General features: G+C 62.3%; 22 protein-coding genes and 2 pseudogenes. 11 read left to right on the top strand and 13 right to left on the bottom strand.

Annotated features, from left to right (window positions below):
• Positions 1-37: 37 nt before the first annotated feature.
• The 7 genes from IPI80_RS19045 to IPI80_RS19015 all read left to right on the top strand — a co-directional run bounded on the left by IPI80_RS19045 (position 38) and on the right by IPI80_RS19015 (position 7,833).
• Entirely contained in the window at positions 38-2,212 is a 2,175-nt protein-coding gene (locus IPI80_RS19045; protein ID WP_413862678.1) for a TonB-dependent siderophore receptor, read from the top strand.
• A complete protein-coding gene (locus IPI80_RS19040) occupies positions 2,209-2,745 on the top strand; it encodes an AAA family ATPase (protein WP_413862677.1) in 537 nt (178 codons plus the stop codon). Before IPI80_RS19045 ends, IPI80_RS19040 begins: the two co-directional genes overlap by 4 nt.
• 32 nt (positions 2,746-2,777) lie before the next feature.
• The gene (locus IPI80_RS19035) at positions 2,778-3,470 is read left to right on the top strand and encodes a crotonase/enoyl-CoA hydratase family protein (protein ID WP_413862676.1); all 693 of its coding nucleotides are present in this window, start codon (positions 2,778-2,780) and stop codon (positions 3,468-3,470) included.
• A gap of 78 nt (positions 3,471-3,548) precedes the next feature.
• A complete protein-coding gene (locus IPI80_RS19030) occupies positions 3,549-4,706 on the top strand; it encodes an efflux RND transporter periplasmic adaptor subunit (protein ID WP_413862675.1) in 1,158 nt (385 codons plus the stop codon).
• Positions 4,703-5,422, top strand: a complete 720-nt coding sequence (locus IPI80_RS19025) for an ABC transporter ATP-binding protein (protein WP_413862674.1) — start codon at positions 4,703-4,705, stop codon at positions 5,420-5,422. The genes IPI80_RS19030 and IPI80_RS19025 overlap by 4 nt, the downstream gene beginning before the upstream one ends.
• Positions 5,404-6,612, top strand: coding sequence for an ABC transporter permease (locus IPI80_RS19020; RefSeq protein ID WP_413862673.1), 1,209 nt, complete (start codon positions 5,404-5,406; stop codon positions 6,610-6,612). Before IPI80_RS19025 ends, IPI80_RS19020 begins: the two co-directional genes overlap by 19 nt.
• A gap of 18 nt (positions 6,613-6,630) precedes the next feature.
• Positions 6,631-7,833 (top strand): ABC transporter permease, encoded by a 1,203-nt coding sequence (locus tag IPI80_RS19015; protein ID WP_413862672.1) that lies wholly within the window; start codon positions 6,631-6,633, stop codon positions 7,831-7,833.
• Between the two features lie 16 nt (positions 7,834-7,849).
• Here IPI80_RS19015 and IPI80_RS19010 read toward each other — a convergent pair whose 3' ends face one another.
• The 3 genes from IPI80_RS19010 to IPI80_RS19000 form a co-directional block, all read right to left on the bottom strand.
• A complete protein-coding gene (locus IPI80_RS19010) occupies positions 7,850-9,079 on the bottom strand; it encodes a choice-of-anchor X domain-containing protein (RefSeq protein ID WP_413862671.1) in 1,230 nt (409 codons plus the stop codon).
• 36 nt (positions 9,080-9,115) lie between these two features.
• Entirely contained in the window at positions 9,116-9,988 is an 873-nt protein-coding gene (locus tag IPI80_RS19005; protein ID WP_413862670.1) for a hypothetical protein, read from the bottom strand.
• Between the two features lie 126 nt (positions 9,989-10,114).
• Positions 10,115-10,540, bottom strand: a complete 426-nt coding sequence (locus IPI80_RS19000) for an Lrp/AsnC family transcriptional regulator (protein ID WP_413862669.1) — start codon at positions 10,538-10,540, stop codon at positions 10,115-10,117.
• Positions 10,541-10,675: 135 nt separating this feature from the next.
• Here IPI80_RS19000 and IPI80_RS18995 point away from each other — a divergent pair, with 135 nt between their 5' ends.
• Together IPI80_RS18995 and ctlX are read left to right on the top strand one after the other, a co-directional pair.
• A complete protein-coding gene (locus tag IPI80_RS18995; protein WP_413862668.1) occupies positions 10,676-11,803 on the top strand; it encodes an ornithine cyclodeaminase in 1,128 nt (375 codons plus the stop codon).
• A pseudogene (ctlX, locus tag IPI80_RS18990) lies at positions 11,800-12,809 on the top strand (citrulline utilization hydrolase CtlX). Before IPI80_RS18995 ends, ctlX begins: the two are co-directional and overlap by 4 nt.
• Here the strand turns inward: ctlX and IPI80_RS18985 are convergent.
• From IPI80_RS18985 to IPI80_RS18965, 5 genes are all read right to left on the bottom strand, one after another.
• Entirely contained in the window at positions 12,746-13,126 is a 381-nt protein-coding gene (locus IPI80_RS18985; protein ID WP_413862667.1) for a rhodanese-like domain-containing protein, read from the bottom strand. The pseudogene ctlX and the gene IPI80_RS18985 sit on opposite strands and share 64 nt — an antisense overlap.
• Before the next feature lie 74 nt (positions 13,127-13,200).
• On the bottom strand, positions 13,201-13,803 hold the full coding sequence (locus IPI80_RS18980) for a class I SAM-dependent methyltransferase (RefSeq protein WP_413862666.1): 603 nt from the start codon (positions 13,801-13,803) through the stop codon (positions 13,201-13,203).
• Between the two features lie 15 nt (positions 13,804-13,818).
• On the bottom strand, positions 13,819-15,294 hold the full coding sequence (ccoG, locus tag IPI80_RS18975) for a cytochrome c oxidase accessory protein CcoG (RefSeq protein WP_413862665.1): 1,476 nt from the start codon (positions 15,292-15,294) through the stop codon (positions 13,819-13,821).
• Between the two features lie 13 nt (positions 15,295-15,307).
• A complete protein-coding gene (locus IPI80_RS18970; protein WP_413862664.1) occupies positions 15,308-15,748 on the bottom strand; it encodes a group II truncated hemoglobin in 441 nt (146 codons plus the stop codon).
• Between the two features lies 1 nt (position 15,749).
• Positions 15,750-16,400: a hypothetical protein gene (locus IPI80_RS18965; RefSeq protein ID WP_413862663.1), complete on the bottom strand. Its 651-nt coding sequence runs from the start codon at positions 16,398-16,400 to the stop codon at positions 15,750-15,752.
• A gap of 251 nt (positions 16,401-16,651) precedes the next feature.
• Here IPI80_RS18965 and IPI80_RS18960 point away from each other — a divergent pair, with 251 nt between their 5' ends.
• Positions 16,652-17,992 (top strand): sigma-54 interaction domain-containing protein, encoded by a 1,341-nt coding sequence (locus tag IPI80_RS18960; RefSeq protein ID WP_413862662.1) that lies wholly within the window; start codon positions 16,652-16,654, stop codon positions 17,990-17,992.
• A 57-nt stretch (positions 17,993-18,049) separates the two neighbouring features.
• Here the strand turns inward: IPI80_RS18960 and IPI80_RS18955 are convergent, their stop codons facing one another.
• From IPI80_RS18955 to IPI80_RS18940, 4 genes and pseudogenes are all read right to left on the bottom strand, one after another.
• Positions 18,050-18,910: a hypothetical protein gene (locus IPI80_RS18955; RefSeq protein ID WP_413862661.1), complete on the bottom strand. Its 861-nt coding sequence runs from the start codon at positions 18,908-18,910 to the stop codon at positions 18,050-18,052.
• A 74-nt stretch (positions 18,911-18,984) separates the two neighbouring features.
• Positions 18,985-22,237 (bottom strand): annotated as a pseudogene (locus tag IPI80_RS18950) (error-prone DNA polymerase).
• 47 nt (positions 22,238-22,284) lie between these two features.
• Complete coding sequence (locus tag IPI80_RS18945) at positions 22,285-22,557, bottom strand: hypothetical protein (protein ID WP_413862660.1); 273 nt, start codon at positions 22,555-22,557, stop codon at positions 22,285-22,287.
• Positions 22,558-22,623: 66 nt separating this feature from the next.
• Positions 22,624-24,321, bottom strand: coding sequence for an acyl-CoA dehydrogenase family protein (locus IPI80_RS18940; RefSeq protein WP_413862659.1), 1,698 nt, complete (start codon positions 24,319-24,321; stop codon positions 22,624-22,626).
• Between the two features lie 297 nt (positions 24,322-24,618).
• Here IPI80_RS18940 and IPI80_RS18935 point away from each other — a divergent pair, with 297 nt between their 5' ends.
• Complete coding sequence (locus IPI80_RS18935; protein ID WP_413862658.1) at positions 24,619-25,257, top strand: TetR/AcrR family transcriptional regulator; 639 nt, start codon at positions 24,619-24,621, stop codon at positions 25,255-25,257.
• On the opposite strand, the gene IPI80_RS18930 is transcribed toward IPI80_RS18935, so the two are convergent.
• Positions 25,254-25,679 carry a rhodanese-like domain-containing protein gene (locus tag IPI80_RS18930; RefSeq protein ID WP_413862657.1) on the bottom strand — a complete coding sequence of 142 codons (426 nt, stop codon included), beginning with the start codon at positions 25,677-25,679 and terminating at the stop codon, positions 25,254-25,256. The two genes, IPI80_RS18935 and IPI80_RS18930, sit on opposite strands and share 4 nt — an antisense overlap.
• Positions 25,680-26,024: the final 345 nt, after the last annotated feature.

Genomic DNA, 26,024 nt, shown 5'->3' with positions numbered 1-26,024 from the left:
TGTCTGCACTCCCCTGCCGTCGACAAAAGGACTTTCGATGGCAACCCGTCACACACTGAAACTTTCTCCCACCGCCGCGGCGTTGGCTCTGCTATTTGCCGTGCCCGTTGGGGCACAAACCACCACCCAATACCTGGATGCAGTCACCGTCACGGGCAAGGCCGCCCCGGTGCTGGACATTGAACGCGCCGAGGTGGGCGGTTTCGGCCAGTCTTTGGCCAAAACCCCGCAAAGCATCACGGTGCTGGGCGCCGACTTGCTGGCCGCCACGGCCAGCAGCAGCCTGTCCCAGGCCATCAAGCTCGACGCCTCTTTGGCTGACAGCTACAACACCACTGGCTACATCGAAGGCCTGTCGGTGCGCGGCTTTTTATTGGACCCGGGCACCAACTTTTTGCGCAATGGCCTGCCCATTTCCAACATCGCTCCCATTGCGATGGAAAACAAGGAACGCGTAGAAGTGCTCAAGGGCGTGGCCGGCTTGCAGTCCGGCGTGTCGGCACCCGGCGGGCTGGTGAATTTTGTGACCAAGACGCCGCAGCGCGATGCCTTCACCACCGTGTCGCTGGGCGCGGATGGCAATGGCGGCAGCAAGGTGCACATGGATGCCAACACCGCGTGGGGCGCTGTCGGAGTGCGCGTCAATCTGGCGGTTGAAGATCTGCACTCCGTGTTCGACCGTGCCGCTGGCAAACGCGAATTTGCCAGCGTGGCGCTGGCCACCCAAGTCGCCCCCACGACCCGCGTGTCAGCCGATGTGGAATATCACCACAAGAAGCAACCCTCGGTCCCTGGCTTGGGCCTGCTCGATGCCAATGGTGATGGCGTAGCTGACACCCTGCCCGCACCGGTGTACAGCCGCCTGAACCTCAACAACCAGAGCTGGTCGCAGCCCTTTGAATCCACCGGTACCAACGCCCAGTTCGCCATCGATCACACCATCAGCACCGACTGGCAGGCCCGCCTGGGCCTGGGCATGCAACGCACCACCACCCACGACCGCCTAGCCTTCCCCGACGGCTGCAGCACCGGCCCCAATTACGTCTACCCCGGCCTGTGCGGCAATGGCGATGTGGACATCTACGATTACCGCAGCGAGAACGAAGAACGCAGCACCTGGGCCTGGGATGCCACGCTGCAAGGCAAGTTCTCCGCGCTCGGTGTGCAGCACCGCGTCAGCCTGGGCTTGAGTGGCCGCAATGCCAAGACCGAACTCAACCCCACGCAGGCCTACAACTGGGTGGGCACCACCAACATCGATACCCCCATTGCGTTGCCGGGCGATGGCACGGCCCTGGACCTCAACACCAACAGCCGCGAGCGCGCCGTGGATGCCTCGGCCTCGCTGGTCAGCAACTTGACAGCCAGCGTGCAAAGCTTTGTCGGCCTGCGCAGCTCGCACCTGAACCGTTCGAGCGAACGCAGCGATGGCTCACGCGCCATTGCCTTCGAGCAGACCGTGACCACCCCTTGGGCTGGCCTGGCGTGGTCACCTGTGACCAGCACCATGCTGTATGTCAGTTGGGGGCAGGGTGCGGAATTGGAGGCGGTGCCAAACCGACCCACCAAGTATGTGAATGCCGGCCAGGTGCTGCCGGCCCTCAAGAGCGAGCAAACCGAGGTGGGTGTGAAATGGCAGGCACATGACCGCCTGCTGGTATCCGCTGCACTGTTCAACATCGACAAACCCTATGGCGATGACCAGCCCACCGCCAGCGGCATTCCACTGCGGGTGGCCGGCGGCAAGACCGCGCGCCACCGGGGCGTTGAGCTGGCCGCAGTGGGCCAGGTGACTTCCCAACTCTCCCTGCAAGCCAGCCTGACCGTGCTGGACGCCAAGTACACCGCCGCCGTGGACCCCAACCTGGTGGGGCAGTGGGTCACCAACGTGCCCAAGGCCAAGGCCTCGCTGTTTGCCGACTACAAGATCGCATCACTTCCCGGCTTGTCCCTGAACGGTCTGCTCACTTCAGAGAGTGGCAAGACCGTCACCGCCGACGGCAGTGTGACCCTGCCATCGGCATGGCAACTGGACGCGGGTGTGCGCTACCAAAACCGCCTGATTGGCAAGCTCACGCAGTGGAGCCTGAACGTGGAAAATTTGACGGACCGCAGCTACTGGCGCGAGGCCCCCACCCAGTATTGGGGCAGCACCTACCTGTTTCCTTCCACACCGCGCACCGTGCGGGCCCGGGTGACGGTGGAATTTTGAGACCCCAACTCATCTGCCTTTTAGGTGCCGAGTGCACCGGCAAGACTACCCTGGCCCGTGATCTGGCAAATCAGTTGGGCTCCCTGTGGGTGCCCGAGTACCTGCGCCGATTCACCGCGCTCCATGGCCGTACCCCCCGGCAAGATGAGCAGAACCACATCCTGCAAGAACAATGCACGCTCGAAGAAGCCGCACTGCAACTGGCGCGCCAACAAGGCAAGGTCTGGGTGGTCTGCGACACAGCACCGCTGCTCACGGCCGTCTACAGCGACTGTGTATTTCATGACACTTCGCTGTACCCGCAGGCTTGGGCACTGCACCAACGCTACGCGCTGACTCTGCTGCTGGAAACCGGCATTCCATGGGTGGCCGACGGAGTCCAGCGCGATGGCGAGGCGATGCGCACCACCGTGCACGCGCGCCTGTTGCAAACCTTGCACCAATCCGCCCTGCCTTTTGTGCACATCGCCGGCACGGGTGATCAACGCCTGCAAGCAGCCCTGGATGCAGTGGAGCACCTAGCAAGCGGTTAGACTGGCCATTCGTTTTTTTGCAGGAATTCACCATGAGCGAACTTGTTGCCTACAGCCTGGAAGACGGCATTGCCACCCTGACCCTGAACAACGGCAAGGTCAACGCCTTTTCCCACGAACTGATTGCTGACTTCAACCGTGGTCTGGACCGCGCTCAGGCTGATAGTGCGGTGGTCATCGTCACCGGCCAACCCGGTATTCTGAGCGGCGGTTACGACCTGAAAGTCATGATGGCCGGCCCGCAGGCTGCCATTAACCTGGTGGGCGAGGGCTCTGCCTTGGCGCGGCGCATGTTGGCCCACCCCCAACCGATCATCGTTGCCTGCCCTGGCCACGCTGTGGCAAAGGGCGCCTTTGTGCTGCTGTCGGCGGACTACCGCATTGGGGTGGAAGGCCCTTTCAGCATTGGCCTCAACGAAGTGAAGATTGGCATGACCATGCACCACGTGGGCATTACCCTGGCGCGCGACCGGCTGACGCCACCGGCCTTCCAACGCGCCGTCATCAACGCAGAAATGTTCACCCCGCAGGGTGCAGTGATGGCCGGTTTCCTGGATCAGGTGGTGCCGCCCGAGCAGCTGATGCCCACCGCCCGTGCAGTAGCCCAGCAGTTGCAGAAACTCAACCCAGGCGCACACAAGGGCACCAAGCTCAAGGTGCGCAAGCTGTTGCTGGACACACTGGATGCCGCCATTGCGCTGGACAAGACCACTGCCCTGATGTAGCTCTTTAAGTAAAATGACCTCCTAGCCCTCGTCAACATTGGGTAAATCGCTCATATTTTTATAGCAAATTTCCCATATATGACTTCATCCCTGATTCGCCGCCTGGCACTGGCCCTGCTCATCATCGCCCTCTTGGTGGGAGGCATCTGGTGGGCCAAGCGGCCCAAGCCGATCGCCGTGGTGGTGGTGGAGATAGACCAGGGCAAGGTGGAGTCCAGCATTGCCAACACCCGCGCTGGCACGGTGGAGGCCTGTTTGCGCACCAAGCTCTCGGCCACCATGGGCGGGCGCATCGAAGTGCTGGCCGTCAAGGAAGGCGACAAGGTCAAAAAAGGCCAGTTGCTGATGAAGCTGTGGAACGACGACCAGCAGGCCCAAAGTACCCTGGCCCAGACCCAGGTGCAAAGTGCACAAAAGCGGGTTGTCGAGGCTTGCACCGTGGCCGCCAATGCCGAAGCCGAGGCCAAACGCCAGAGCGCCCTGTTCCAGAAGGGCTTTGTCTCCGGCTCGCGTGACGATCAGGCCCGCGCCGACGCCCAGGCCCGGCGCGCCACCTGCGACGCCGCCAAGGCTGATGTGGTGCAAGCCCAAGCCCGCGTGAGCGCCACGCAGGTGGAGCAAAAACGCACCGTGCTGTACGCGCCGTTTGCCGGTACCGTGGCCAAAATTGTGGGCGAGGTAGGGGAATACTCAACACCCTCACCACCCGGCGTGCCCACACCACCGGCAATTGACTTGATCGACGACACCTGCTTGTATGTGCGCGCCCCCATGGACGAGGTGGACGCGCCCAAGATCAGCGCCGGGCAGACCGTGCGCATCAGCTTTGACGCGCTACCCAAACAATCCTTTGCCGGCAAGGTCAAGCGCGTAGCACCCTATGTGTCGGCAGTAGAAAAGCAGGCCCGCACGGTGGACATTGACGCCACGCTGGACACCGACAAGACGCCGCCCAAACTTCTGGTGGGCTACAGCGCCGACGTGGAAGTGGTGCTGGCCGTGCGCGACAAGGTAGTGCGCGTGCCAACCTCAGCGCTGCAAGAAGGGGGCCGCGTACTGGTGGCCGGCGCAGACGGCACGCTGCAAGAACGCAAGATCAAGACCGGGCTGGCCAACTGGGAGTTCACCGAGGTATTGGATGGCCTGGCCGCTGGCGACAAAGTGGTGACCTCGCTGGAACGCGAAGGCGTCAAGCCCGGCGCAGCCTACGTGCTGGACGATAAAGCCAAGAAATGACCGCGCAAATCGAACTCGCTGGCATTGAGCGGGTGTTCCACCTGGGCGACTCCGAGGTGCACGCGCTGCGCAACCTCAACCTCTCCATTGGCGCTGGCGAATACGTGGCGGTGATGGGGCCATCGGGTTCTGGAAAATCCACCCTGCTCAACCTGCTGGGCTTGCTGGACCGCCCCAACACCGGCGTGTACCGGCTGGAAGGCCGCGATGTGACCACCCTCTCGCCGGATGAGCAGGCGCGCGTTCGCAGCCAGCGCATTGGCTTTGTGTTTCAGAGCTTTCACCTGGTGCCACGCCTGACCGCCGCCGAGAACATTGCCTTGCCCATGGTGCTGGCCGGGCTGGCGCCGGCACAACGCTCAGCACGGGTGGCGCAGGCACTCAAGGACTACGGGCTGGTGAATCGCGCCGACCACCGCCCGGACGAACTCTCTGGCGGGCAGCGCCAGCGCGTGGCCATTGCCCGTGCCACCATCATGCAGCCGGCCATGATTCTGGCCGACGAACCCACGGGCAACCTGGACCGCAGCACCGGCGAAGAGGTAGTGCGCCTGCTGGAAGGCCTCAATGACCAGGGCGTGACCTTGATCGTGGTGACCCATGATGGCGCACTGGGCAGCCGGGCCCGGCGCCAGTTGCTGATGGAAGACGGCGCCATCCAGCACGACACGTGCCGTGACCCGCAGGCCGAGCCAGCATGCGCAACACCGACCTGATCCGCTTCGCGCGCGACGCGGCCACCGGCAACCCTTTGCGCGCTGGCTTGCTGGTGCTGGCTATGTCCATTGGCGTGGCCTCCGTTGTGATACTCACTGCGCTGGGCGATGGGGCGCGGCGCTACGTGATGAACGAGTTTTCGTCACTGGGTAGCAACCTGGTTATCGTGCTGCCCGGTCGATCGCAGACCGGGGGGTTCAGCCCAGGTAACGCCATCACCAACACGACGCGCGACCTGACCATTGACGACGCCCAGGCACTTGAGCGGGCCAGCGCCGTGGCCCGCGTGGCACCGCTGGCCGTGGGCACCTCGGAGATCAGCGCTGAGGGCAAGCTGCGCGAGGTGCTGGTGGCCGGCACCACGTCCCAATACGTGGAACTGCGCAAAATGGCCATGGCCCAAGGGCGCTTTCTGGCACCAGGCGACTGGCGCCGTGGGAACAGCGAAGCGGTGATTGGCGCCAAAGTGCGCGACGAGCTTTTCGGTGCCAACCCTGCCCTGGGACAACTGGTGCGCATTGGCGACCGGCGCGTGCGCATTGTGGGCGTGCTGGCTGCCGCCGGCCAGGGCCTGAGCATGAATACCGACGAGCTGGTGTTTGTGCCCGTATCACTGGCGCAGTCCATGTTCAATAGCAACACGCTGTTTCGCATCATGATTGAAGCCCATGGCCGCGAGACCATCGACGCCGCCAAAGCCCAGATCACCGAAATCATCAAGCTGCGCCACGAAGGCGAGCTGGACGTGACCGTCATCACACAAGACGCGGTGCTGGCCACTTTCGACCGTTTGCTCAGTGCACTGACCCTGGGCGTGGCAGGCATTGCCGCCATCAGCCTGGCCGTGGCCGGCATTTTGGTGATGAACGTGATGCTGGTGTCGGTCACCCAACGCACCGCCGAGATTGGCCTGCTCAAGGCGCTGGGCGCTACGGGCAGCGGCATCCGCTCCGTATTCCTGACCGAGGCCGTACTGCTCTCGTTCACTGGCGCCGTGGTGGGCTACGTGCTGGGGTTGCTGGGTGCGGCGATGATTCGCCAGTTGTACCCCACGTTTCCGGCCTATCCGCCCGACTGGGCCGTGCTAGCCGGCTTGGGTACCGCCCTGGTGACCGGTATCTTGTTCGGCGTCATGCCAGCACGCCGGGCCGCGCAGATGGACCCGGTGCAGGCTCTCTCCAAACGGTAAGCCGCGACGACTAACACCATGTTGCTTACCGACGCCCTTCGCCTGGCCATGCGTGCAGTCACTGCGCAACGCCTGCGCAGTTTTCTGACGCTGTTGGGCATTGCCGTGGGCATTGCATCGGTGATTTTGCTGACCTCCATCGGCGAGGGCATTCACCGCTTTGTGCTGGCCGAATTCACCCAATTTGGCACCAACATTGCGAGCATCACGCCGGGCAAAGTCAAGACTTCGGGTCCGGCACCCACCGGCATTCCCAGTTCGGTGCGGCCGCTCACGCTGGACGACACGCTGCATTTGTCCAAGCTGCCCCAGGTCACCGGGGTATCGGCCATGGTCTGGGGCAACACCGAGATTGGCGCCAATGGGCGACTGCGCCGAAGCACCGTCAATGGCGTGGGGGCCGACATGCTCAACGTCTACAGCATGTCCGTACGCATTGGCCAGTTTTTGCCAAACGACGAACTGGAAAACGCCCGCGCCTTTGTGGTGCTGGGCTCCAAGCTCACCACAGAATTGTTTGGCACAGACAACCCGCTGGGGCAGCGCGTGCGCCTGGGCAATTCGCAGTTTCGCGTGATTGGCGTACTCGAATCCAAAGGCCAGTTTCTGGGTGTGGACCTGGACGATGCGGCCTACGTGCCAGTGGCGCGCGCCATGGAGTTGTTCAACCGCGACGGCATGATGAAGATCGACATCGCCTACCGCGAAGGCGTGCCCGCCGCCAGCGTGGTCAAGTCCATTACCCGCTTGCTGGAAGCGCGCCACGGCCGCGAAGATTTCACCATCACCACGCAAGAGGACATGCTGCGCAGCCTGTCCAACATCCTCGACATTCTGACCATGGCAGTGGGTGCGCTGGGCAGTATTTCACTGCTGGTGGGTGGAGTGGGTATCGTCACCATCATGACCATTGCGGTGAGCGAGCGCACCGGAGAGATCGGCCTGCTGGTGGCGCTGGGCGCGCCGCGCAACACCATCCTGGGCCTGTTCCTGGGTGAGGCAGTAGCGCTGTCGGCGCTGGGCGGCATCATCGGCTTGGTGCTGGGCATGGGCCTGGCCCAGATCATTCACCTGGCAGTGCCAGCCTTGCCGGTGCACACGCCGATCAGCTTTGTGCTGTTGGCCGAAGGCATTGCCATCGCTATCGGATTAGTGGCCGGTGTGCTGCCTGCCCGCAGCGCGGCACGGCTGGACCCGGTAGAGGCCTTGCGCTCCGAGTAGCCCCGTGGGGCGTCTATCATTTTTCGGTCAGTGTTTCGACCTGGCGTCGGGCAGTGTCAGCATCCTTGCCGTATTCGGCCAGATAACGGCTGCGCTCTTCGCTGCTCCATTCGGCCGATGAAAATCGGTCGCGTGTATAGCGGGCGCTGGTGTAGACCACGCCGCTTTGGCGCGCCATGGTGGCACGGTCGGGGAATCGGTCGGGGATCAGCAGGAAACCATCTACATCACGCAGGCGCAGTGGGAATGCCGGGTTTTTGTCCAACACCAGGGCACCAAATACCTGCAGCTTGAACTCGCGGCTTCCTGCCGCCACCTCGTCGTTGAACTGCAGTAGCGCAAACGGCACACCGTTGGCGTCGTCCACCCGCGCACTAACCACGTAGCGCCCAGCCTGTCGCACATTGGCCTTGAGGTAGAAGTTCAGTGACCCGGCCTCCAACGCCTCGCGCACGCCAGCCCAAGTGGCGGGCACGTCGGGCGTGTACACCACGTCAAACTGGGTCACACCCTGGCGCGAGTCGCTGGCTACCTCGGCCAGCAAGCGGATAGTGCCCGAGTAGTTGGCAAAGCCCTGTGTGGAGGGCGTGAGCCGTGCGGAGTACACCCCATCGCCGGCCTGGTCGTCGGCGCCCGCGCCATCGTCCGAGAACACCACCGAGGTCTGCGTCACTTTAATGGGCGTGCGTGAATCGGGAATGGACTGGGCCGAAGCATTGCGGACGATCAGCGGCAGGCTGTTGCCGCTGTCGTCCACCGCCGCTACGGTGAACTTGACACTTTCCGCGCCACTCAGGAACACCCGCTCCTGCGTGGTGCGCAGGCGGATACCGGACACCGCCTCACCGTTGGCGCCCCGCAGTTTCAGCTCTTCAGAAATGGGGGCAAAGGGACGCACCTGATCCGGGTGCTCGGCCATGGGACGGGATTCCGGCGGATAACGGGTGGAATCGCGGTAGCTGGAATAGACCTGCTCGGCACGCTCGTAGCGGCCACGCCAAAGCGTCAGCTGTTCTTGGCGGGCCTGCAGGCCGGCCGGGCTATAGGGCGAGCGGCCGTCGGTTCCAGTCCCTCCTGCTCCACCGGAACCGCCCCCCAATGTGGTGGCAGAACTTGACTGAACTTGCCGGTTGGCAGACGTGGCGCTCGCATCAGCCACCGGGTCGGCACCCCAGACGTACCAGCCCAGCACGGCTAGTGCAACGGCCGCGCCGCCCAGCCCCAAAAACTTCCAGCGCCGGTTCAAGCGTCAGTGCCGTCCATGCTGGCAGCCAGCCGCCCTTTAGTTGGCATTGGCGGCCATGTCGGCGCGCACCTTGGATACCACGCCGCCCCACGCACCATTGGTGTAATGGTTGAAGGCCTCCGTGTTGTCACGGAAAGCGACGCTGTGGTAGCTCCACTTGGCCTTGCCACCTTCGTTGGCGGCGGTGCCCATGGTTAGGTCATTGCAAAGCCAGTCGGATGGATTGCAGAAACCCGCACCACCGCTGCCAGAAACGCCGCCTGAGGAGTGGTAGGCCACAGCCTCGTCGTCCTGCCCCGGCAACACGCCCGAGTACAGCGTGCCCTTGGCTCCGGCATACATATAGAACCACTTGGCGCGGGTCTGGTTGTGGTCATACAGCGCACGGGCGGTGGCGGTCTTCAGATCAGAGGTCAATGGGTCGGACACTGCCCAGCTGCCCACGTTGGCCAGCTCGCTGCCGCCGCCAGCACCAGCGGCCACGTCCACCCACTTGATGTTCCAGCCGGTTTGCGTGGTGCCATCGGTATTGCCACAAACGCCCGAGGAATTGGGCGATGCATTCTTCTTGCTGCGAGCGCTGCCGCCGTACAGCGACAAGGCATAGCCAATTTGCAGGTTACCAGCGCTGTGCGCAGCCACATAGCACCAGTTGGTGCCGGTGCAGTAGCAGTCCAGGGCGTCACGGATGCGGTAGTTTTGGTCTGAAACGCGGTTAAATCCGTCCCAGTTGACTGACTTCTTGTTCACTCCAGCGGCCGTGCTGGACGGACCCCAGTAGGAAAAATCAGCATGGTTACCAGGCTGCGCGTTGCTGCTGCGGCCATTGATCCACAAAGAGTAGTTGGTGGCGTAGACACCACCAGCAATACAGAGCAATGCGACCAGCAGGGGTTTGGCAAAACGCATGGGTATCTCCTTGAATGGGGATTCAGTTTTTGGGGGTGCGCTAGTGTCTCCAAGGCGCCATTGCGACACAACTGGGGATTACCCGTGCCGCCATACACACCGTAGTTTCACCCCCGGGCCACGTGTTCAAGAAACGCGGAAGGTTTCCAGGTGGATGCTGGTTTCGGTGTTGCTGATGCCCTTGATCAGGCGGATGCGCTCCAGCACCGAGGCCAGGTCTTGCAGCGTTTGTGCCCGCAATTCGGCCAGCAAGTCCCAGCGGCCATTGGTATCGTGCAAGGTGGCGACGCCGGGTTCGCCCAGCAGGGAGGCGATGACGACGCGGGTCTGGTTGCCGTCCACCGCAATGCTCATCCAGGCTTTGATTTCGTTGTGCTGCACATCAGGGCGCAGGCGAACCGTGTAGCCAACGATGACGCCGTCGTCTTCCAGGCGGCGGATGCGGTTGGTGACCGTACCGCGCGATACTTGCAACTTGGCCGCCAGCGCGGCCACGGTCAGGCGTGCGTCCTGACGCAACAATGACATCAGTTTGTGGTCAATTTCATCCATTATGGCAATTTACCATGCCATAAGGATAAGAAACTGGCGTTTTTTGTACATTTTTGACGATTGTTATTGTTTGGGCGAACAAGCACACTTGTTTCCATCGATTGCAAACCCTTTGCAAGTACTGAGGAGACAAAAATGAACACAACATCCACCACACCCTATTCCACCCTATTTTTAAGCCCGCAAGACGTAGCCACCATCGTGCGCCGCACGGGTCTGAAGGCCACCTTGCAGGGCATGGCGACTTACCTGCAGCAAGACTTCTTGCGCTGGAACAGCTTTGACAAATCACCACGCTTGGCCGCACATTCACCCGACGGCGTGATTGAGCTCATGCCGATTGCAGATACCAAAACATTCACCTTCAAATACGTCAACGGCCACCCCAAGAACACTGCGCGTGGCCTGCCCACGGTCATGGCCTTTGGCGTATTGGCCGATGTAGCCAGCGGTTACCCGCTGCTAGTGAGCGAGCTGACGCTGACCACCGCGCTGCGCACTGCCGCCACCTCGGCCCTGGCCGCACGCACGCTTGCTCGCCCCAACAGCCGCGTCATGGCTCTGGTGGGCAATGGCGCGCAGAGTGAGTTCCAGGCAATGGCCTTTCATCACTTGGTGGGCATTAACGAGATTCGCCTGTTTGATGTTGACGCACAGGCCACTGCCAAGCTGGTGCGGAACCTGCAAAACAACCCGGATGCGGCCAGCCTGCGCCTGGTACCCTGTACCAGCGTGGCAGAGGCGGTGCGCGGAGCCGACATCGTGACCACGGTCACGGCCGACAAGACCAACGCCACCATCATCACGCCCAACCTGCTGGAGCCAGGCATGCACGTCAACGGCGTGGGTGGTGACTGCCCCGGCAAGACCGAGCTGCACGCCGATGTGCTGCGTGCCGCCAAGGTATTTGTGGAGTACGAGCCGCAAACCCGCATCGAAGGCGATCTGCAGCAAATGGACGCTTCGTTTGCCGTTACGGAACTCTGGCAGGTACTCAGTGGCCAAGCGGTAGGCCGCGAAAGTGCTGACCAGATCACCCTGTTTGATTCGGTGGGATTTGCGCTGGAAGACTTCTCTGCCTTACGCTTTGTGCACGACCAAGCCCAGGCGCTGCGCCTGGGTGCCGATGTGGCACTGATTCCGGCACTGGACGACCCGAAAGACCTGTACCAATTGGTACGCCCCACGGCTGAACTCCGCACCACCAGAAGCACCAGCAACGCTGCTTCCACACCGCAGGCATTGCAAACAGCGCTGGCATGAGCGCCCATTCGGTGCAGGCGCCCAGCGCCGTGGTGATGGTGCGGCCACACGCCTTTTGCTCCAACCCCGACACCCTGGGCGACAACGCCTTCCAACAACGCGGCGACGTTAGACCGCCGGCGCGGTAGCAGAAGCCGCTTACCGCGAGGTCAGCACCATGGCGCGCCGGCTACAGGACGCCGGCGTAACCGTGCACCTGTTTGACGACTGCGGCCAGGCCACGCCGGACTCGGTGTTTCCGAACAACTGGTTCTCTACCCATGCCGGAGGGCACGTGGCCATCTTCCCCATGGCGGCACCCAACCGCCGCCTGGAGCGGCGCTGGGATGTGATTGATCTTCTAAAAGCACATTACCGCGTGCAGGATGTGATCGACTACTCCGGATTGGAGCAGGACGCCGTGTACCTGGAAGGCACCGGCGCCATGGTGTTGGACCACATTGACCGGGTCGCCTACGCAGTGCGGTCCAGCCGTGCCGACCCGCTGGCGCTGGAACGCTTTTGCACCCATTTCAATTTCGAGCCCATGCTGTTCGACGCGACCGATGCCCAGGGTCGCGCGGTGTACCACACCAATGTGCTGATGTGCATTGGCTCCGACTTTGTTATGGCCGGATTTGACATGATTACCGACCCAGCGCGGCGCAAGGAGGTACGAAGTCGCCTGGCAGAGAACGGTCGCACGTTGGTGGAACTCAGCGCCGCACAAATTGGCGAATTTGCCGGTAATGCGCTGGAACTACAAGGCAGCCAAGGCCGCATCCTCGCGCTGTCAGCACGGGCACTACGCGCGCTGACGCCCCGGCAAGTGGCGACACTGGAGCAAAGTGTGGAACTGTTGGCACTGGACGTGCCCACCATTGAAACTGCCGGTGGCTCGGTGCGCTGCATGCTGGCCGGCATCCACCTCAAGGCCCGTCCGGTGCCCACGAGCCCACAGGCTTATTCAAACGATGGCGTCTCTGGCTTGGTGATGGGCTTGCCCGCAGCCGTCCAGGCGTCATAACCGCCTGCAAGGGATTGCACATTGAGGTAACCCATGTCCTGCAGGGCCGCAGCGGCCAAGGCGGCGCGGCCACTGGTCTTGCAGTACAGCACCACTTTGAGGTCGCGCGACTCCAGCGCCGGGTTGGCGCTGAACTTGAACTCCAGCATGCCGCGCGACATGTGCGCAGCGCCCGTCAGATGGCCCGCTGCGTATTCGTCTGCCTCGCGCACATCCACCAGCACATCGGCATTGCGGATGGCCTGTTCCGCATCCGCCAAGGCTACTTCCTGCACGCGGGATTTGGCGGTCGCTACGAGATCGTGTGCGGTTTTCATTCCAGTTTTCCTTTTCTAAATACTATAAAAACAATAGTGACCTATGTAAATTCGACGAGGGCTAGCGGCCAGTTTCATCCAACACGTTTGCCCAACCAGCGGGTCACATGGGCCAGCCCTTGGTGACCGGGGCCTTCGTCCAGTTGGGTCTCGCCGTGCCAGGACAGGGCACAGTCCAAGAGGCCCTCAAAGTCGGCGTCCAGTTGTTCGGGCGTGTACAGCATATCCACATCCTTGGGGCCGCCGCTGGCATGCACCAATTGATGGGGGTGAAAGGCTTCCAGCAACAACCAACCGCCCACGCGCAGCCCTTGTGCCAATCGGCGGTGCGCTGACTGCCGGATGGCGCCCGGCAAATGGGCGTAGATCAGCACCACGGCGTCCAGCGTCCCAGCAACGGGCGCCCAATCGACCAGATCAACACACTGGGTGGCAATCTCCACTCTGCGGCTAACCGCCAGTTCCCGTGCCTTTTGGAGCCCCACGGCAGAGGAGTCAACCGATGTCACAGAGTGCCCCTGCTGTGCCAGCCAAACGCCGTTGCGCCCTTCGCCGTCGCCCGGCACCAGGATCTGGCTGTGGGGTGCAAAGCGCGTGGCCTGCTCACGCAAAAAGGCGTTGGGTTCGGTGCCGTATTTGTAGCCCGGCTCAGCAAAGCGTTGGTCCCAGAAGTTCATGACTGCCATTTTGGATCAACGCGGCACAATAAACGCAGCTTTCTCGACCACGGTGCCTACATTGCCCTGGGCCTTGATCTCGAAGTGGATGGTATGCGAGCCCGGCGCGGCTCCTTCGGTACCTTCCATGGGGCCCTGCACCCGCACTGCCACCCAACGGGCTTCGGTTGAAGCAATCTGCACATCGTTCTCCGACACCACCTCCAGACCCGGCATGCCTGAGACCGAGATATGGAACTGTTGCGTGGCTTCAGTGGCATTCATGATTTGCAGGCGGAACACGTTCTCAATACGCCCACCCTCGGCAATGCGCGCCAGCGCACCACGGTCGCGCACCACGTCCACCTTGAACGGAATGCGCAGCGTCAGGCTCACGGCCATGGCGATCACGGCAGCGGCCAGAATGGCGACGTACACCAGCACCCGTGGACGCAACACATGGCGCAGAGTCTGGCTGCGGGTCCAATGCTGGTTGATGGCGTTTTCGGTGGAGTACTTCACCAAGCCACGGGCGTACCCCACTTTGTCCATCACCGTGTCGCACACGTCTGCGCAGGCGCCACAGCCGATGCACTCGTACTGCAAACCCTTGCGGATGTCGATACCGGTGGGGCAGACCTGCACGCACAGGCTGCAGTCCACACAGGCACCCAGGTTGAGCGTGGCTGGGTCGGCTTTCTTGGAGCGGGCGCCACGGGGTTCACCGCGCTCAGCGTCATAGGTGACGATGAGGGTGTCTTTGTCGAACATCGCGCTCTGAAAGCGGGCATAAGGACACATGTATTTGCACACCTGCTCGCGCATGAAGCCGGCGTTGCCATAGGTGGCAAAGGCGTAGAAGAAGGTCCAGAAGATTTCCCATGAGCCAAGTTGCCAATGCGCAAATGCACCCGCCAGCTCTCGCACGGGCGTGAAGTAGCCAACAAAGCTAAAGCCGGTTACCAAGGCCACGCCCAGCCACATGGCATGCTTGCCAGCCTTGCGGCCAATTTTCTGGGCATTCCAGGGGCCTGCGTCGCGACGCATACGGGCCGAACGGTCCCCCTCGGCCAGCTTCTCCAGCCAGAGAAATATTTCGGTGTAAACAGTTTGCGGGCAGGCGTAGCCGCACCACAAGCGCCCTGCCACGGCCGTGAACAGGAACAGTGAATAGGCTGAAATGACCAGTATGCCGGTGAGGTAAATGAAATCTTGCGGGTACAAAACCAGACCGAAAATGTAGAAGCGCCGTGCGCCCAAGTCGAACAGTACAGCCTGGCGCTGGCCCCACTCCAACCAGGGCAGACCATAAAACAATATTTGTGTCAGCCAGACCATGGCCCAGCGCCAATGGGAAAAGAACCCCTGCACGCTGCGCGGGTAGATTTTTTTGTGGGCTTCGTACAGCGACACCAGTTCGGGGTCGGCATCCGGTGGCGGCTCGATTGGGCTCTTGTCTGGAGAGACAGCGATGGGGATAACGACCCGCGGCTTGTCGGTGGTGGTATTCACGGTTGCTTCCTTGCTAGTCATTGAATGCAGCTGCCACTTGGCCCTGCGAGTTAACCAGGTGGTCGGCGATCTGCGAGAAGGTGCGGATCAGGTGGTCACGAAGCGGTGCGTCGGCCACCTGTTCGCTCAGTGCCTGGGTCATGCACAGTAGCCACTCGTCGCGCTCGACCGGCCCCACGGTATAGGGGTTGTGGCGCATGCGCAGGCGGGGGTGACCATGTTTCTGCGCATACAGGTCTGGTCCGCCAAACCAGCCCGAGAGAAACTCAAACAGGCTCTGTGCGCTGCCTTGCAGGTCTTCGGGGTGCATGCTGCGTACTCGGTAGGCCTCGGGCAGCTCATCCATCAGTGCGTAGAAGCGTTGCACCAGGCGTTGCACGCCAGCCGCGCCCCCTAATACATCGTAGGGTGTCTGTGTGGGCGGCGGTGCGGCTTTGGTAATAGTGATCGTCATATCAGTGTATGGCTTGGGCTTGAACGAGGGGCTGTGTGGCATGGCGCAGGGTGGCCGCGTGCGTCAAAAATTCGTCACGCGACTGCCCCGCAAAGAAAGGGTTCCAGCGGCGCTGCTGCAACACGGTCGTCACAGCCTGCGCATGGCGGGTGTGGCCAACGAACAGCAGCGTCTCGTCGGCCAGGGTGAACACCCGCTGGCGCACGCTGTCCCACTGCGCCTCGGGTGCCACCGGGTACGGCTGGTGGGGGCAGGTATCCACGTCCAGCAGGCCACCGCAAAACACGCGGTCGCGCCAGGCAAAGCTGCGGCAAGCCTCGGTATGGCCCGGCGTGGCCAGCACGGTCACCACTTCATTGCCAAAGGCCAACAGATCGCCCTGGCCGATGGTCTGCACGCCCAAGGCGTCTTGCCCCTGCCGAATGGTTGCGCCCAGACGTGCCAGCAGAGCCAGTTCCTGTGGCAGCAGGGCGTCATGCTGGTGCGTGCGCAGCACCCAACGCAGTCGCAAGTCACGCTCGGCGAGCAGGGATTGCAATAACGGCAAATCACGCCCACGCGGGTCCACCAAGACCGCCTCGCGGGCATCGGCGTCGGCCAGCAGGTAGCTCATCTCGCCGCTGGTTTCGTCATGGATGATGCGAAAGTACATGGCGTCTCAGTGTGTATAGGCAACCGCTGCAAATGGGGGAATGGAGGTCATGTCTGCTTTCTGCCAAAACCAAAAGTGGTTGCCATAGCTATTAACAAGAAGCGTGCCAGCCATGAGATTCAGAAAAATTCCTTTAAATTCAATGGCTTGGCATTGCCGATTTTTCCCAGAGTTTGATCGTCATCTGCCATACTGCCAAAATTGACATATACATGGCAGTGTTTGGCGGTGTCGTTCTATACTGCACGCACATGACCGACCCCGTCTCACAGCCGCTGCCCGAACTCGTGTCTTATCTGGAGGGGTTGGCCGAACCGCACATCCTGTTCGATGCGCACTACCGCATCCTGGCCGCCAATGCAGCCTACCGGCGCCAGTTCAGTCCGCAGCGCAGTGTGGTGGGGCGTACCTGTTACGAGGTGTCGCACCACTTCCCTGTGCCCTGCGACCAGGCGGGCGAATCCTGTCCTCTGGCCCAGGCCCGTGAGTCCGGTCAGCGCGAACGGGTGCTGCACCTGCACCACACGCCCCAGGGTGAGGAATATGTCAACATTGAACTCTCCCCATTGCGCGATGCAACGGGTGAACTGGGGTTTTTTGTAGAGCGCATGGAGCCGCTGCAAGTCGCCCATGGGCAGCCCGAGGCCCAGAGCCTGATTGGCCGCGCACCGGCCTTTCAGCGCATGCTGGCGCTGGTGGCGCGAGTGGCGCCATCGCAAGCGGCGGTGTTGCTGCTGGGCGAATCGGGAACCGGCAAGGAACTGGTGGCCAAGGCCGTGCACGAAGCCAGCAGCCGGGCCAGCCGCGCACTGGTGGCGGTGGATTGCTCCAGCCTGCCAGAGAACCTGTTTGAATCCGAACTGTTTGGCCACGAGCGCGGCGCTTTCACGGGTGCTACCGCAGCCAAGGGTGGCTTGGTAGAGGCAGCCAGCGGCGGCACCCTGTTTATTGACGAGGTGGGTGACATTCCCTTGAGCATGCAGGTCAAGCTGTTGCGCCTGCTGGAGAGTGGCACCTACCGCCGCGTGGGCAGTACCGACTTGCGCCACGCCGACATCCGCGTGGTGGCCGCCACGCACCGCGACCTGGATCGCATGGTGGCTGAGGGGCGCTTTCGCGAAGACCTGTACTACCGCATCAGCACCTTCCCCATTCACCTGCCCCCCTTGCGTGAGCGGCGCGACGACATTGCCTTGCTTGCCGAGGCCCTGCTTCTGCGCGTCGCACCCAAGCGCTCCCTGCAGTTGGCCCCCGAAGCCCTCAACGTGCTGCAGGGCTGCGATTTCCCCGGCAATGTGCGCGAGTTGCGCAATCTGCTGGAGCGCGCCACCCTGCTGTGCGACGGGGATCTCATCACACAGGTCCATGTGCAGCAGGCTTTGCAGTCGGGCCGGCGCGCCAGCCCCACCGCACCAACACCGCACCGGCCCCCATTAACTGTACCCACGCCCCAGGCCTTGCAAGATCTGCACAACCATGCCTTGCAACAACTGGTAGCGCAGCACTCCGGTAGCCGCGCCGAGCTGGCGGCCAAGCTGGGCGTCAGCGAGCGTTCGCTGTACCGCAAGCTCAAATCGCTACCGCGTTCCTGAGCGGTAGGCGGCACCCGTCAAGCGCCAGCGCTGCGGTGGCTGGGCTTGCCAGTTGATTTACTTGTACTTGGCGTCAATATCCCAGACTGCGGTTTGCACCAAGCGCTGCACCATGGTGTCCAGGCCCACGCCGCCCTTGGCGCTTTCAGACACGCCCATCACGCTGGTCGTCGTGGCGCCGACTTCCATCTTGAGCTCCTTGTAGCCTTGGGCTACCTGCTCGGTGGTGTTGGCGTTCATGATCTTGTAACGCATGCCAATCAACCATACGCCGGTGGCGTCACCGGTCTTGACCGAGCCCACCACGGTGCCAGCTGCGGCACCACCCCGGCTGCCGGAGAGCTGGCTGATCAGGCCGCCCACGGCACGACCATCAAAGCCTTTTTTGTTCTCAGCAATCTGCTCGGCCTTGAGGATGTCGAACTTGACAATCCACTTGGTGGATTTGAGCTTGCCCATGCGCATGGTCTTGCGCGCACTGGCCACATTGCCCAAGTTGTAGGCCAACGAAATCTCGTTGAGCAAAGGCCCCAGATTGGTCCGCTCCAGCACGGGAAAATTGGCCTGCGACAACTCCAGTTCCGCAAAGTCGGCAATGTTATTGGGCAAGAAGCGCTGGGTGAAGCTGGCGTTGTTGCTCTTGATTTCACCCGGAATGACGATCAAGGCCGGGCCCCTTTTCCTGGCATTCTTGTAGGGCACTTCCTGGTAGGCGGCAGCATCGGCTGCTGCGTTGGCCTTGGCCGAAGTGGAGCTGCCCGCCGTGGGAGAAGCGTTACCAAAGCTGGGGCCGGCAGCGGCACCTGCCTGCGGTGCGGCAGAGGTGTCGCCAGCGCGGGGCGCGGTTTCCATACAGGCCACCAGCAGCAGCGGCAATGTGGCAAGCGATAGCGCCCGCACCAATCCATGTAAATTCATGTTGTCTCTCCGAAGAAGATTGTTGGTATGCGCGCGAGTCTATAGCGTTCTGCCGGACGCACCACCGGTATAGATCAATGAAAATCGCGGCTGCTGGTGGCCAGATTTCCCAACAAGGGCGTGAGATCCACCAAGTGCCCGGCAATCACATGGCGGACTTGGCCGCCGCTGTCGTCGTCGCGCTGCCAGGTGCCGTACACCGCCATCAGACGCGATTGGTAGACCACCTGGCGAAAACGCTCCTTGACGGCCTTCCACACAATCACGTTGACGCTGCCAGTCTCATCCTCCAGCGTCACAAAGACCACGCCGTTGGCGGTTTGGGGGCGTTGTCGCATGGTGACAATGCCGCAGGCCCGCACCAGTCGCCCAGTGGCAAAGTTGGCCATCTGCGCGGCGGTCAGCACCCTGCGGGGTGCCAGTTGCGCTCGCAACAGCGCCACCGGGTGGCTGCGCAAGGTCAGCCCCACAGCGGCGTAATCAAACACCACTTCTTCGCCTTCGGGTGCGGGTGGCAGTTCGAGCAGGGCCTCTTCCACCGGCACGCCCCTGAGCAGCGCGGGCGCCGGGCGCAAGGCGGCGGCATCCCACACCTGCTGGCGCCGGTGGCCACTGAGGGACTGCAAGGCATCGGCACTGGCCAGGGCCTTGAGATCACCTTCGTTCAGGGTACAGCGCAAGGCCAGGTCCTGGGTGCTGGTGAATGGTGCGCGGGCGCGTTCGGTGGCGATGCGCTGGGCTACCTCTTGGCGCAGACCACTGACCAGGCGCAGGCCGAGGCGGATGGCAGGTTGGTTTGCGCGGGGACCTGAACGGATGGGGTCAGAGCACACGTTTGGGGTCAGGAGTGCAATCCCAGTCGCTGTGCGACACATCCGCCGCAAGCACCTCCACGCCGTGGCGGCGCGCATCCTGCACCAGCTGCGCGGGGCCGTAAAACCCGAGTGGCTGGCTGTTGAGCATGGCGGCCAAAAAGCAGGCCGGCTCGTGCTTTTTCAGCCAGCAGCTGATGTAGACCAGAATGGCAAAGCTGGCGGCGTGGCTTTCGGGAAAGCCGTATTCGCCAAAGCCCTCCATCTGCTTGAAGATAGCCTCGGCAAAGTCGGGTGGGTAGCCGCGCTCCAGCATGCCGCCCACAAACCGGTCGTGGTACTTACTGACGTTGCCATGGCGTTTCCAGGCCGCCATGGAGCGGCGCAGGCCGTCAGCCTCGCCCGGCGTAAAGCCGGCGGCAATGACGGCGATTTGCATCACCTGCTCCTGGAAGATGGGCACCCCATGCGTGCGCTCCAGGGCTTTGCGCAGGTCTGGGTAAGGCGATGCGTGGGCCGCAGGGTTGGCACGCGCGCGCAGGTAGGGGTGGACCATGCCGCCCTGAATCGGCCCTGGCCGCACGATGGCCACCTCCACCACCAGGTCGTAAAAGCAGCGGGGTTGCAGGCGCGGCAGCATGCTCATTTGCGCCCGGCTCTCGATCTGGAACACGCCCACCGTATCGGCCTGGCAGATCATGGCGTAAGTGGCGGGGTCTTCACGCGGCACGTCCTGCAAGCGCATGGGGCTGGGCAGGTTGCGCCAGTGGGTGATCAGCTCCAGACAACGGCGAATGGCGCTGAGCATGCCCAGGGCCAGCACATCGACCTTCATCAGGCCCACGGCGTCGAGGTCGTCCTTGTCCCACTGGATGATGGAGCGGTCTTTCATGGCGGCGTTTTCTACTGGCACCAGGCGGGTGAGTGGCCCCTGGGTGAGCACAAAGCCGCCCACGTGCTGGCTCAGGTGGCGCGGAAAGCGCTGCAGCTGCGTGGCCAGCGCCAGCCATTGTTCCAGCCGTTGGTTTGAAGGAAAATCTTCGCTAGCCCTCGTAATTGTTGCATTAGTAGCTATTTTTTCGATAGCAGACTGCAAACGCCCGGCCAGCACCTCGCGGTCGTACATGCCGGGGTGTTCCTTGGCCATGGCGGTGATCAGGTCTTCGGGGATGTCCAGCGCACGGCCCACATCGCGCAGGGCGCTGCGCGGGCGGTAGCTGATGACGGTGGCAGCAATGGCGGCACGCTCGCGCCCATATTTGGCGTAGATGTACTGGATGACCTCCTCGCGGCGCTGGTGTTCAAAGTCCACATCAATATCGGGTGGCTCGTCGCGCTCCCGCGAGACAAAGCGCTCAAACAGCAGGTTGCCGTGCTCCGGGTCCACCTCGGTGATGTGCAGGCAATAGCAGACGGCTGAATTGGCGGCAGAGCCGCGCCCCTGACACAGGATGTGATGGCTGCGGGCAAAGCGCACGATGTCATGCACGGTCAGGAAGTACATCTCGTACCGCATATCTGCAATCAGGGTCAGCTCGTGCTCCAGTTGCTGCTGCACCTTGGGCGGTACCCCCTGTGGATAGCGCTCGCATGCGCCCTCATTGCAGTGGTGGCGCAAGGTCTGTGCCGGCGTGGCGCCGGGCAGCACCGACTCCATGGGGTACTGGTAGCGCAGGGCTTCCAGGCTGAAGCTGCACTTGCCAGCAATCACCAAGGTATTGGCCAGCAGCTCGGGCGGATACAGGGCCGCCAGGCGCGCACGACTGCGCAGGTGCCTTTCGGCATTGGCTTGCAGGGCCATGCCGCACTGCGCCACCGGTCGCCCCACGCGCACGGCGGTGAGCACGTCGTGCAGGGGCTTGCGGGAGCGCAGATGCATGTGCACATTACCCGCCGCCACCAGGGGCAGGCCCGTGAGGCGCGACAACTGCTGCTTGCGGTGACAAGTCAACGCGTCTTCAGCACCCAGCGGCAACTCCAACGCCAGCCAACAGTTTGAACCAAATAGGCCTCTAGCCCTCGTCGATATTACGTAAGCTACTTCTATATTGATAGCATTTGGCAGCACCAGCAACACTTCGCAATCTTGTAACCGCACCCACTGGGCCTGCTGCTTGGGCCCATGCCAGCCCACCTGGTACTGGCCTTTGGGTGCCGTGCGCCGTGCGACGCTGATGAACTCGCACAGGTTGCCCCACCCCTGCAGGTTGTGCGCCAGCACCACGGCTGTGAAGTGCCCCGCGTTATCTGCAGCACCCGCCGTCGCATCATCCACCAGTGGCACCCGAAACTCTGCCCCCAGCAACAGTTGCTTCAGCCCGATCCGCTTGGCCGCCTGGTGCGCGCGCACCACGCCGGTCACCGAACATTCGTCGGTGATGGCCAGCGCGCTGTAGCCCAGGGCGGCGGCGCGCTCCACCAGCTCCTCAGGCTGGGAGGCGCCGCGCTGGAAGCTGAAGTTGCTCAGGGCATGCAGCTCGGCGTAGTCGGGAAGATCAGTTGCGGTGGGTGTCATGAAAATACTGTATTTTCATACAGTATAAGCACGAACCCGATTACCGGCTATTCGTTACGCCACACATACAGCGCGACGCACAGACCCACGCCCGCCAGGTAGAGAATCCAGGTTTCAGAGGCCACGTAGGAGTACAGCATGAGCGTCATGCCCAACCATTTGACGCGGGTGTGCTGCATCTTGCGGCCATAGCTCCAGGCCACATAACCAATGGCACTGAACACCAGAGCACCCACGATATAGGCCATGCTCGGCAGTTGCAGCCCCATACTTTCGGACAGCGCCTGAACGTCGTGAAGGGCCGACGGCTGGATGTTCATGGCTTGCGCCGTTCGATCGTCATGGGTTTGGCCTGTGGTGTGCAGGCCAGTTTGCCACAGTAGCGCTTACAACCGGGGTGTGGCCCGCTCGATGATGGCTGCGCAATCCACCCCACGCGGCAGGTTGCCAAAGGTCAGGCCGCTGCTGTTGCCGCCCAGGCGCGAAGCGCAGAAGGCATCGGCCACTGCCGCGTTGCCATGGCGCACCAGCAGCGCGCCTTGCAAAGCCAGCGCCATTTTTTCCACCACGCCGCGCGCGCGGTATTCGATGTCGCTGCGGTCGGTCAGTTCGACGCCCAATTGGGCCACGTAGGCATCCAGGCGGCGGTCGGCACCGGCGGCGGATTGCGCTTCGGCCATGAAGGCGTCGACCGAGCCCGGGCTGCGGCTCATCGCGCGCAGCATATCCAGGCATTGCACATTGCCACTGCCCTCCCAGATGGAGTTGACCGGCGATTCGCGGAACAGGCGCGGCATGATGCAGTCTTCCATGACGCCGCTGCCGCCAATGCATTCCATGGCCTCATAGGCATGGGCCGGGGTGCGTTTGCAGATCCAGTACTTGCCCACTGCGGTGCCCACGCGCACCAGCAGCTTGTCATGCTCGCTGGCATCGCCGCTGTCCAGGGCGCGGGCGATGCGCATGGTCATTGCCAGCGCCGCTTCTTGCTCAACCACCAGGTCGGCCAAGACGTTTTGCATCAGTGGTTGCACCGCCAGGCGCTTGCCAAAAGCCGAGCGGTAGTGGCAATGGTGCAGCGCCTGGGCCACGGCCTGACGCATGCCACTGCTGGAGCCGACCATGCAGTCAAAACGGGTCATGGTGACCATCTTCAGGATGGTGGCTACGCCACGGCCTTCGCCGCCCACCATCTGGGCCCAGGCGCCGCGCAGCTCGGTCTCACACGAGGCATTGGCCACGTTGCCCATCTTGTTTTTGAGGCGCTGGATTTGCAGGGCGTTCTTGCTACCGTCCGGACGCCAGCGCGGCAGCCAGAAGCACGACAGGCCGGACTCGGTCTGGGCCAGCACCATAAAGGCATCGCACATGGGGGCCGAGACAAAGTATTTGTGACCCACCAACTCATAGGCTTGGCCCGGGCCGCCTGCGCCCAGCGCGTGCGCGCGGACCGTGTTGGCGCGCACATCGGAGCCGCCCTGCTTTTCGGTCATGGCCATACCGACCGTGATGGCAGATTTTTGCTCCATGGGAATATTGCGGGGGTCGTAGCCCAGCGCGGTGATCTTGGGTAGCCACTGCGCAGCCAGCTCGGGTTGCTGCAAAAGGGCTGGCACCACGGCAGACGTCATGGTTACCGGGCAGCCATGCGCCGCCTCCACCTGGGCCTGCAAATAGAACTTGGCGGCCCGCGCCACATGGGCACCGACACCGGGCTGGTTCCAGTGCGCGGAGTGCAGGCCGTTTTCCAACGAAATCTGCATCAAGCGGTGGTAGGCCGGGTGAAAGCGCACTTCGTCAATGCGGTGGCCATAGTTGTCGTGCGTGTAGAGCACGGGCTTGTTCTCGTTGGCCTGAAAGCCCAGCTCGATCAGCTCGGCCGAACCCGTGAGCGCGCCAAAGGCCTGCAGGTCGGCCTCGGCCCAGGCCGCACCCTCGCGCGCCACAGCCTCGCGCAGCGCCACGTCTTGCTGGTACAGGTTGTAGTCCCGCAAATGGGGCGGCTGGTTCTCCACAATATGGGTCTCAGCCAGGTGGCCAATGGAGGCCGCCAGGGCAGTAGCGGGGGCAGTGGTTTGCAACATGGGAATTTCTCCTTGCGCGGGCGTCCAACCCAATCATCGGGCAGTGACTTCAAATTGTGAATATAGGTTCACACTATTTGTCGCAGTACATCATACTCACCAATGGCTGTCAATACTTCATCGCTACGTGGTTTTTGGCTCTAAAGAAAAAGTGGCACCAGCCCTCGTCGAATATACACAACAAGCTATCAAAACGATAGCGTTTTATTTGGTAACGGCTGGTAAACAGACCTTTACAATGCCGGCACTGCGCTACAGTGACGACCCATTCCACCGATCCAGCCCGCACACTACGCCATGGCCTACCGCCCCACCGAAAAGACCCAAGCCCGTAAGGCCGAGCTACGCCAGCGCCTGCTCGACGCCGCTCTGGCACTGGTCAGTGGTGGCGGCTTTGGTGCCTTGACGATGGTGAGTGTGGCCGCCAATGCAGGCATTGCCACGGGTGCGGTGTACAAGCATTTCGAATCCAAGGCCCATCTTTGCGCCGAAGTGTTTCGCATTGCCACGGAGAAGGAAGTGGCTATCGTGCGCGACGCCACGCTGGGCAGTGACAGCACCAGCGCCAGCGACCGCCTGCAAGGCGCCATTGCGGCCTTTGCCGTGCGCGCCCTGCGCAACCCGCGTCTGGCCTATGCCCTGATTGCCGAACCGGTGGATGCCTTGGTGGACACCCAGCGCCTGCTCTACCGCCAGGCCTATGCCGATGTGTTTTCGGAATTGGTGGTCCAGGGCATGGCCAGCGGCGAGTTTGCGGAGCAAGTGCCCAGCATCAGCGCCGCAGCGCTGGTGGGTGTGATTGCCGAATCCCTGGTGAGTCCCTTGTCTGCACAGCAGGGCCAGGACGCACTGGGCGGCGATGCGCTGATTACTGCCATTCAGGCTTTTTGTCTGCGCGCGGTGATGGCGCCAGCCAGCGCAGCCCCGTCTCCTTAAGCCTTGGCCGCTGCGCGGCGGGCCTTCTGGGCTTCCAGCGTTTCCGTGGGAGCACCCTGCTTGATCCATTCGGCGTAACCCCCCTCGATATGGGCTACGTTGGTCATGCCCATCTCTTGCAGGGTCTTGACGGTGAGCGCACTGCGCCAGCCAGCCCCGCAGAACAAGATGTATTCGCGGCTATCGTCGCCGAAGATGGGCTTGTAGTAGGGCGATGCTGGATCGACCCAAAACTCCAGCATGCCGCGCGGCGCATGAAAGGCACCTACCACGGTGCCATCGACCAGTTCACGGACATCGCGGATGTCCACCAGCTGGGTCTTGGGGTCATCCAAGCGGGCTACAACATCGGCCACCGGGTAGGTGCGAATTTCTTCCATGGCTTCGTCCACAAGGTCACGTGACGATTTGGTGATGGGCATGCTGGTCTCCTGAGATATTGGGTGAGTGGTGGGGGTAACCCCCCATTTTGGTAACGGTTCTTTACCGCGATACTACCGCGCGCAGTGGTCATCCTGCTGCAATAGGTTGCCAATTTTCCAGAACAGGATATTTGTTGCGTACTCCATCCATACCTACATGGCTTGTAACGGTCAAAAGCCGCTTGCACCAGGGACTCACCACATGTTGCATTGCCGCGTGGGCGACCCTCTTCGCCACGCCACTGGGCGCTCAAACACCAACTGGTAGTGACGCCGCCGCACAGGAACGTTCGCAAAAACAGTCCGACAGTGTTTACCGCTGGATCACCATGCACGCCGAGCCCA

The organism is Candidatus Aalborgicola defluviihabitans, from assembly GCF_016705985.1.
Classification (GTDB): domain Bacteria; phylum Pseudomonadota; class Gammaproteobacteria; order Burkholderiales; family Burkholderiaceae_C; genus Allorhodoferax; species Allorhodoferax defluviihabitans.
Note: the sequence above shows the minus strand (reverse complement) of the source record. Positions and strands in the feature narration are given on the sequence as shown.

What these genes read in the sequence shown, in the direction of transcription:
- IPI80_RS18995 (WP_413862668.1), top strand. Translation starts at nt 10,676, where the DNA reads ATGAACACAACATCCACCACACCCTATTCCACCCTATTTTTAAGCCCG.
- IPI80_RS19035 (WP_413862676.1), top strand. Translation starts at nt 2,778, where the DNA reads ATGAGCGAACTTGTTGCCTACAGCCTGGAAGACGGCATTGCCACCCTG.
- IPI80_RS18965 (WP_413862663.1), bottom strand. Translation starts at nt 16,400, where the DNA reads ATGTACTTTCGCATCATCCATGACGAAACCAGCGGCGAGATGAGCTAC.
- IPI80_RS18940 (WP_413862659.1), bottom strand. Translation starts at nt 24,321, where the DNA reads ATGTTGCAAACCACTGCCCCCGCTACTGCCCTGGCGGCCTCCATTGGC.
- IPI80_RS19045 (WP_413862678.1), top strand. Translation starts at nt 38, where the DNA reads ATGGCAACCCGTCACACACTGAAACTTTCTCCCACCGCCGCGGCGTTG.
- IPI80_RS18985 (WP_413862667.1), bottom strand. Translation starts at nt 13,126, where the DNA reads ATGAAAACCGCACACGATCTCGTAGCGACCGCCAAATCCCGCGTGCAG.
- IPI80_RS18935 (WP_413862658.1), top strand. Translation starts at nt 24,619, where the DNA reads ATGGCCTACCGCCCCACCGAAAAGACCCAAGCCCGTAAGGCCGAGCTA.
- IPI80_RS18960 (WP_413862662.1), top strand. Translation starts at nt 16,652, where the DNA reads ATGACCGACCCCGTCTCACAGCCGCTGCCCGAACTCGTGTCTTATCTG.
- IPI80_RS19025 (WP_413862674.1), top strand. Translation starts at nt 4,703, where the DNA reads ATGACCGCGCAAATCGAACTCGCTGGCATTGAGCGGGTGTTCCACCTG.
- IPI80_RS19015 (WP_413862672.1), top strand. Translation starts at nt 6,631, where the DNA reads ATGTTGCTTACCGACGCCCTTCGCCTGGCCATGCGTGCAGTCACTGCG.
- IPI80_RS18930 (WP_413862657.1), bottom strand. Translation starts at nt 25,679, where the DNA reads ATGCCCATCACCAAATCGTCACGTGACCTTGTGGACGAAGCCATGGAA.
- IPI80_RS19005 (WP_413862670.1), bottom strand. Translation starts at nt 9,988, where the DNA reads ATGCGTTTTGCCAAACCCCTGCTGGTCGCATTGCTCTGTATTGCTGGT.
- IPI80_RS18970 (WP_413862664.1), bottom strand. Translation starts at nt 15,748, where the DNA reads ATGACGATCACTATTACCAAAGCCGCACCGCCGCCCACACAGACACCC.
- IPI80_RS19020 (WP_413862673.1), top strand. Translation starts at nt 5,404, where the DNA reads ATGCGCAACACCGACCTGATCCGCTTCGCGCGCGACGCGGCCACCGGC.
- IPI80_RS18955 (WP_413862661.1), bottom strand. Translation starts at nt 18,910, where the DNA reads ATGAATTTACATGGATTGGTGCGGGCGCTATCGCTTGCCACATTGCCG.
- IPI80_RS19000 (WP_413862669.1), bottom strand. Translation starts at nt 10,540, where the DNA reads ATGGATGAAATTGACCACAAACTGATGTCATTGTTGCGTCAGGACGCA.
- IPI80_RS18980 (WP_413862666.1), bottom strand. Translation starts at nt 13,803, where the DNA reads ATGAACTTCTGGGACCAACGCTTTGCTGAGCCGGGCTACAAATACGGC.
- IPI80_RS19030 (WP_413862675.1), top strand. Translation starts at nt 3,549, where the DNA reads ATGACTTCATCCCTGATTCGCCGCCTGGCACTGGCCCTGCTCATCATC.
- IPI80_RS18945 (WP_413862660.1), bottom strand. Translation starts at nt 22,557, where the DNA reads ATGAACATCCAGCCGTCGGCCCTTCACGACGTTCAGGCGCTGTCCGAA.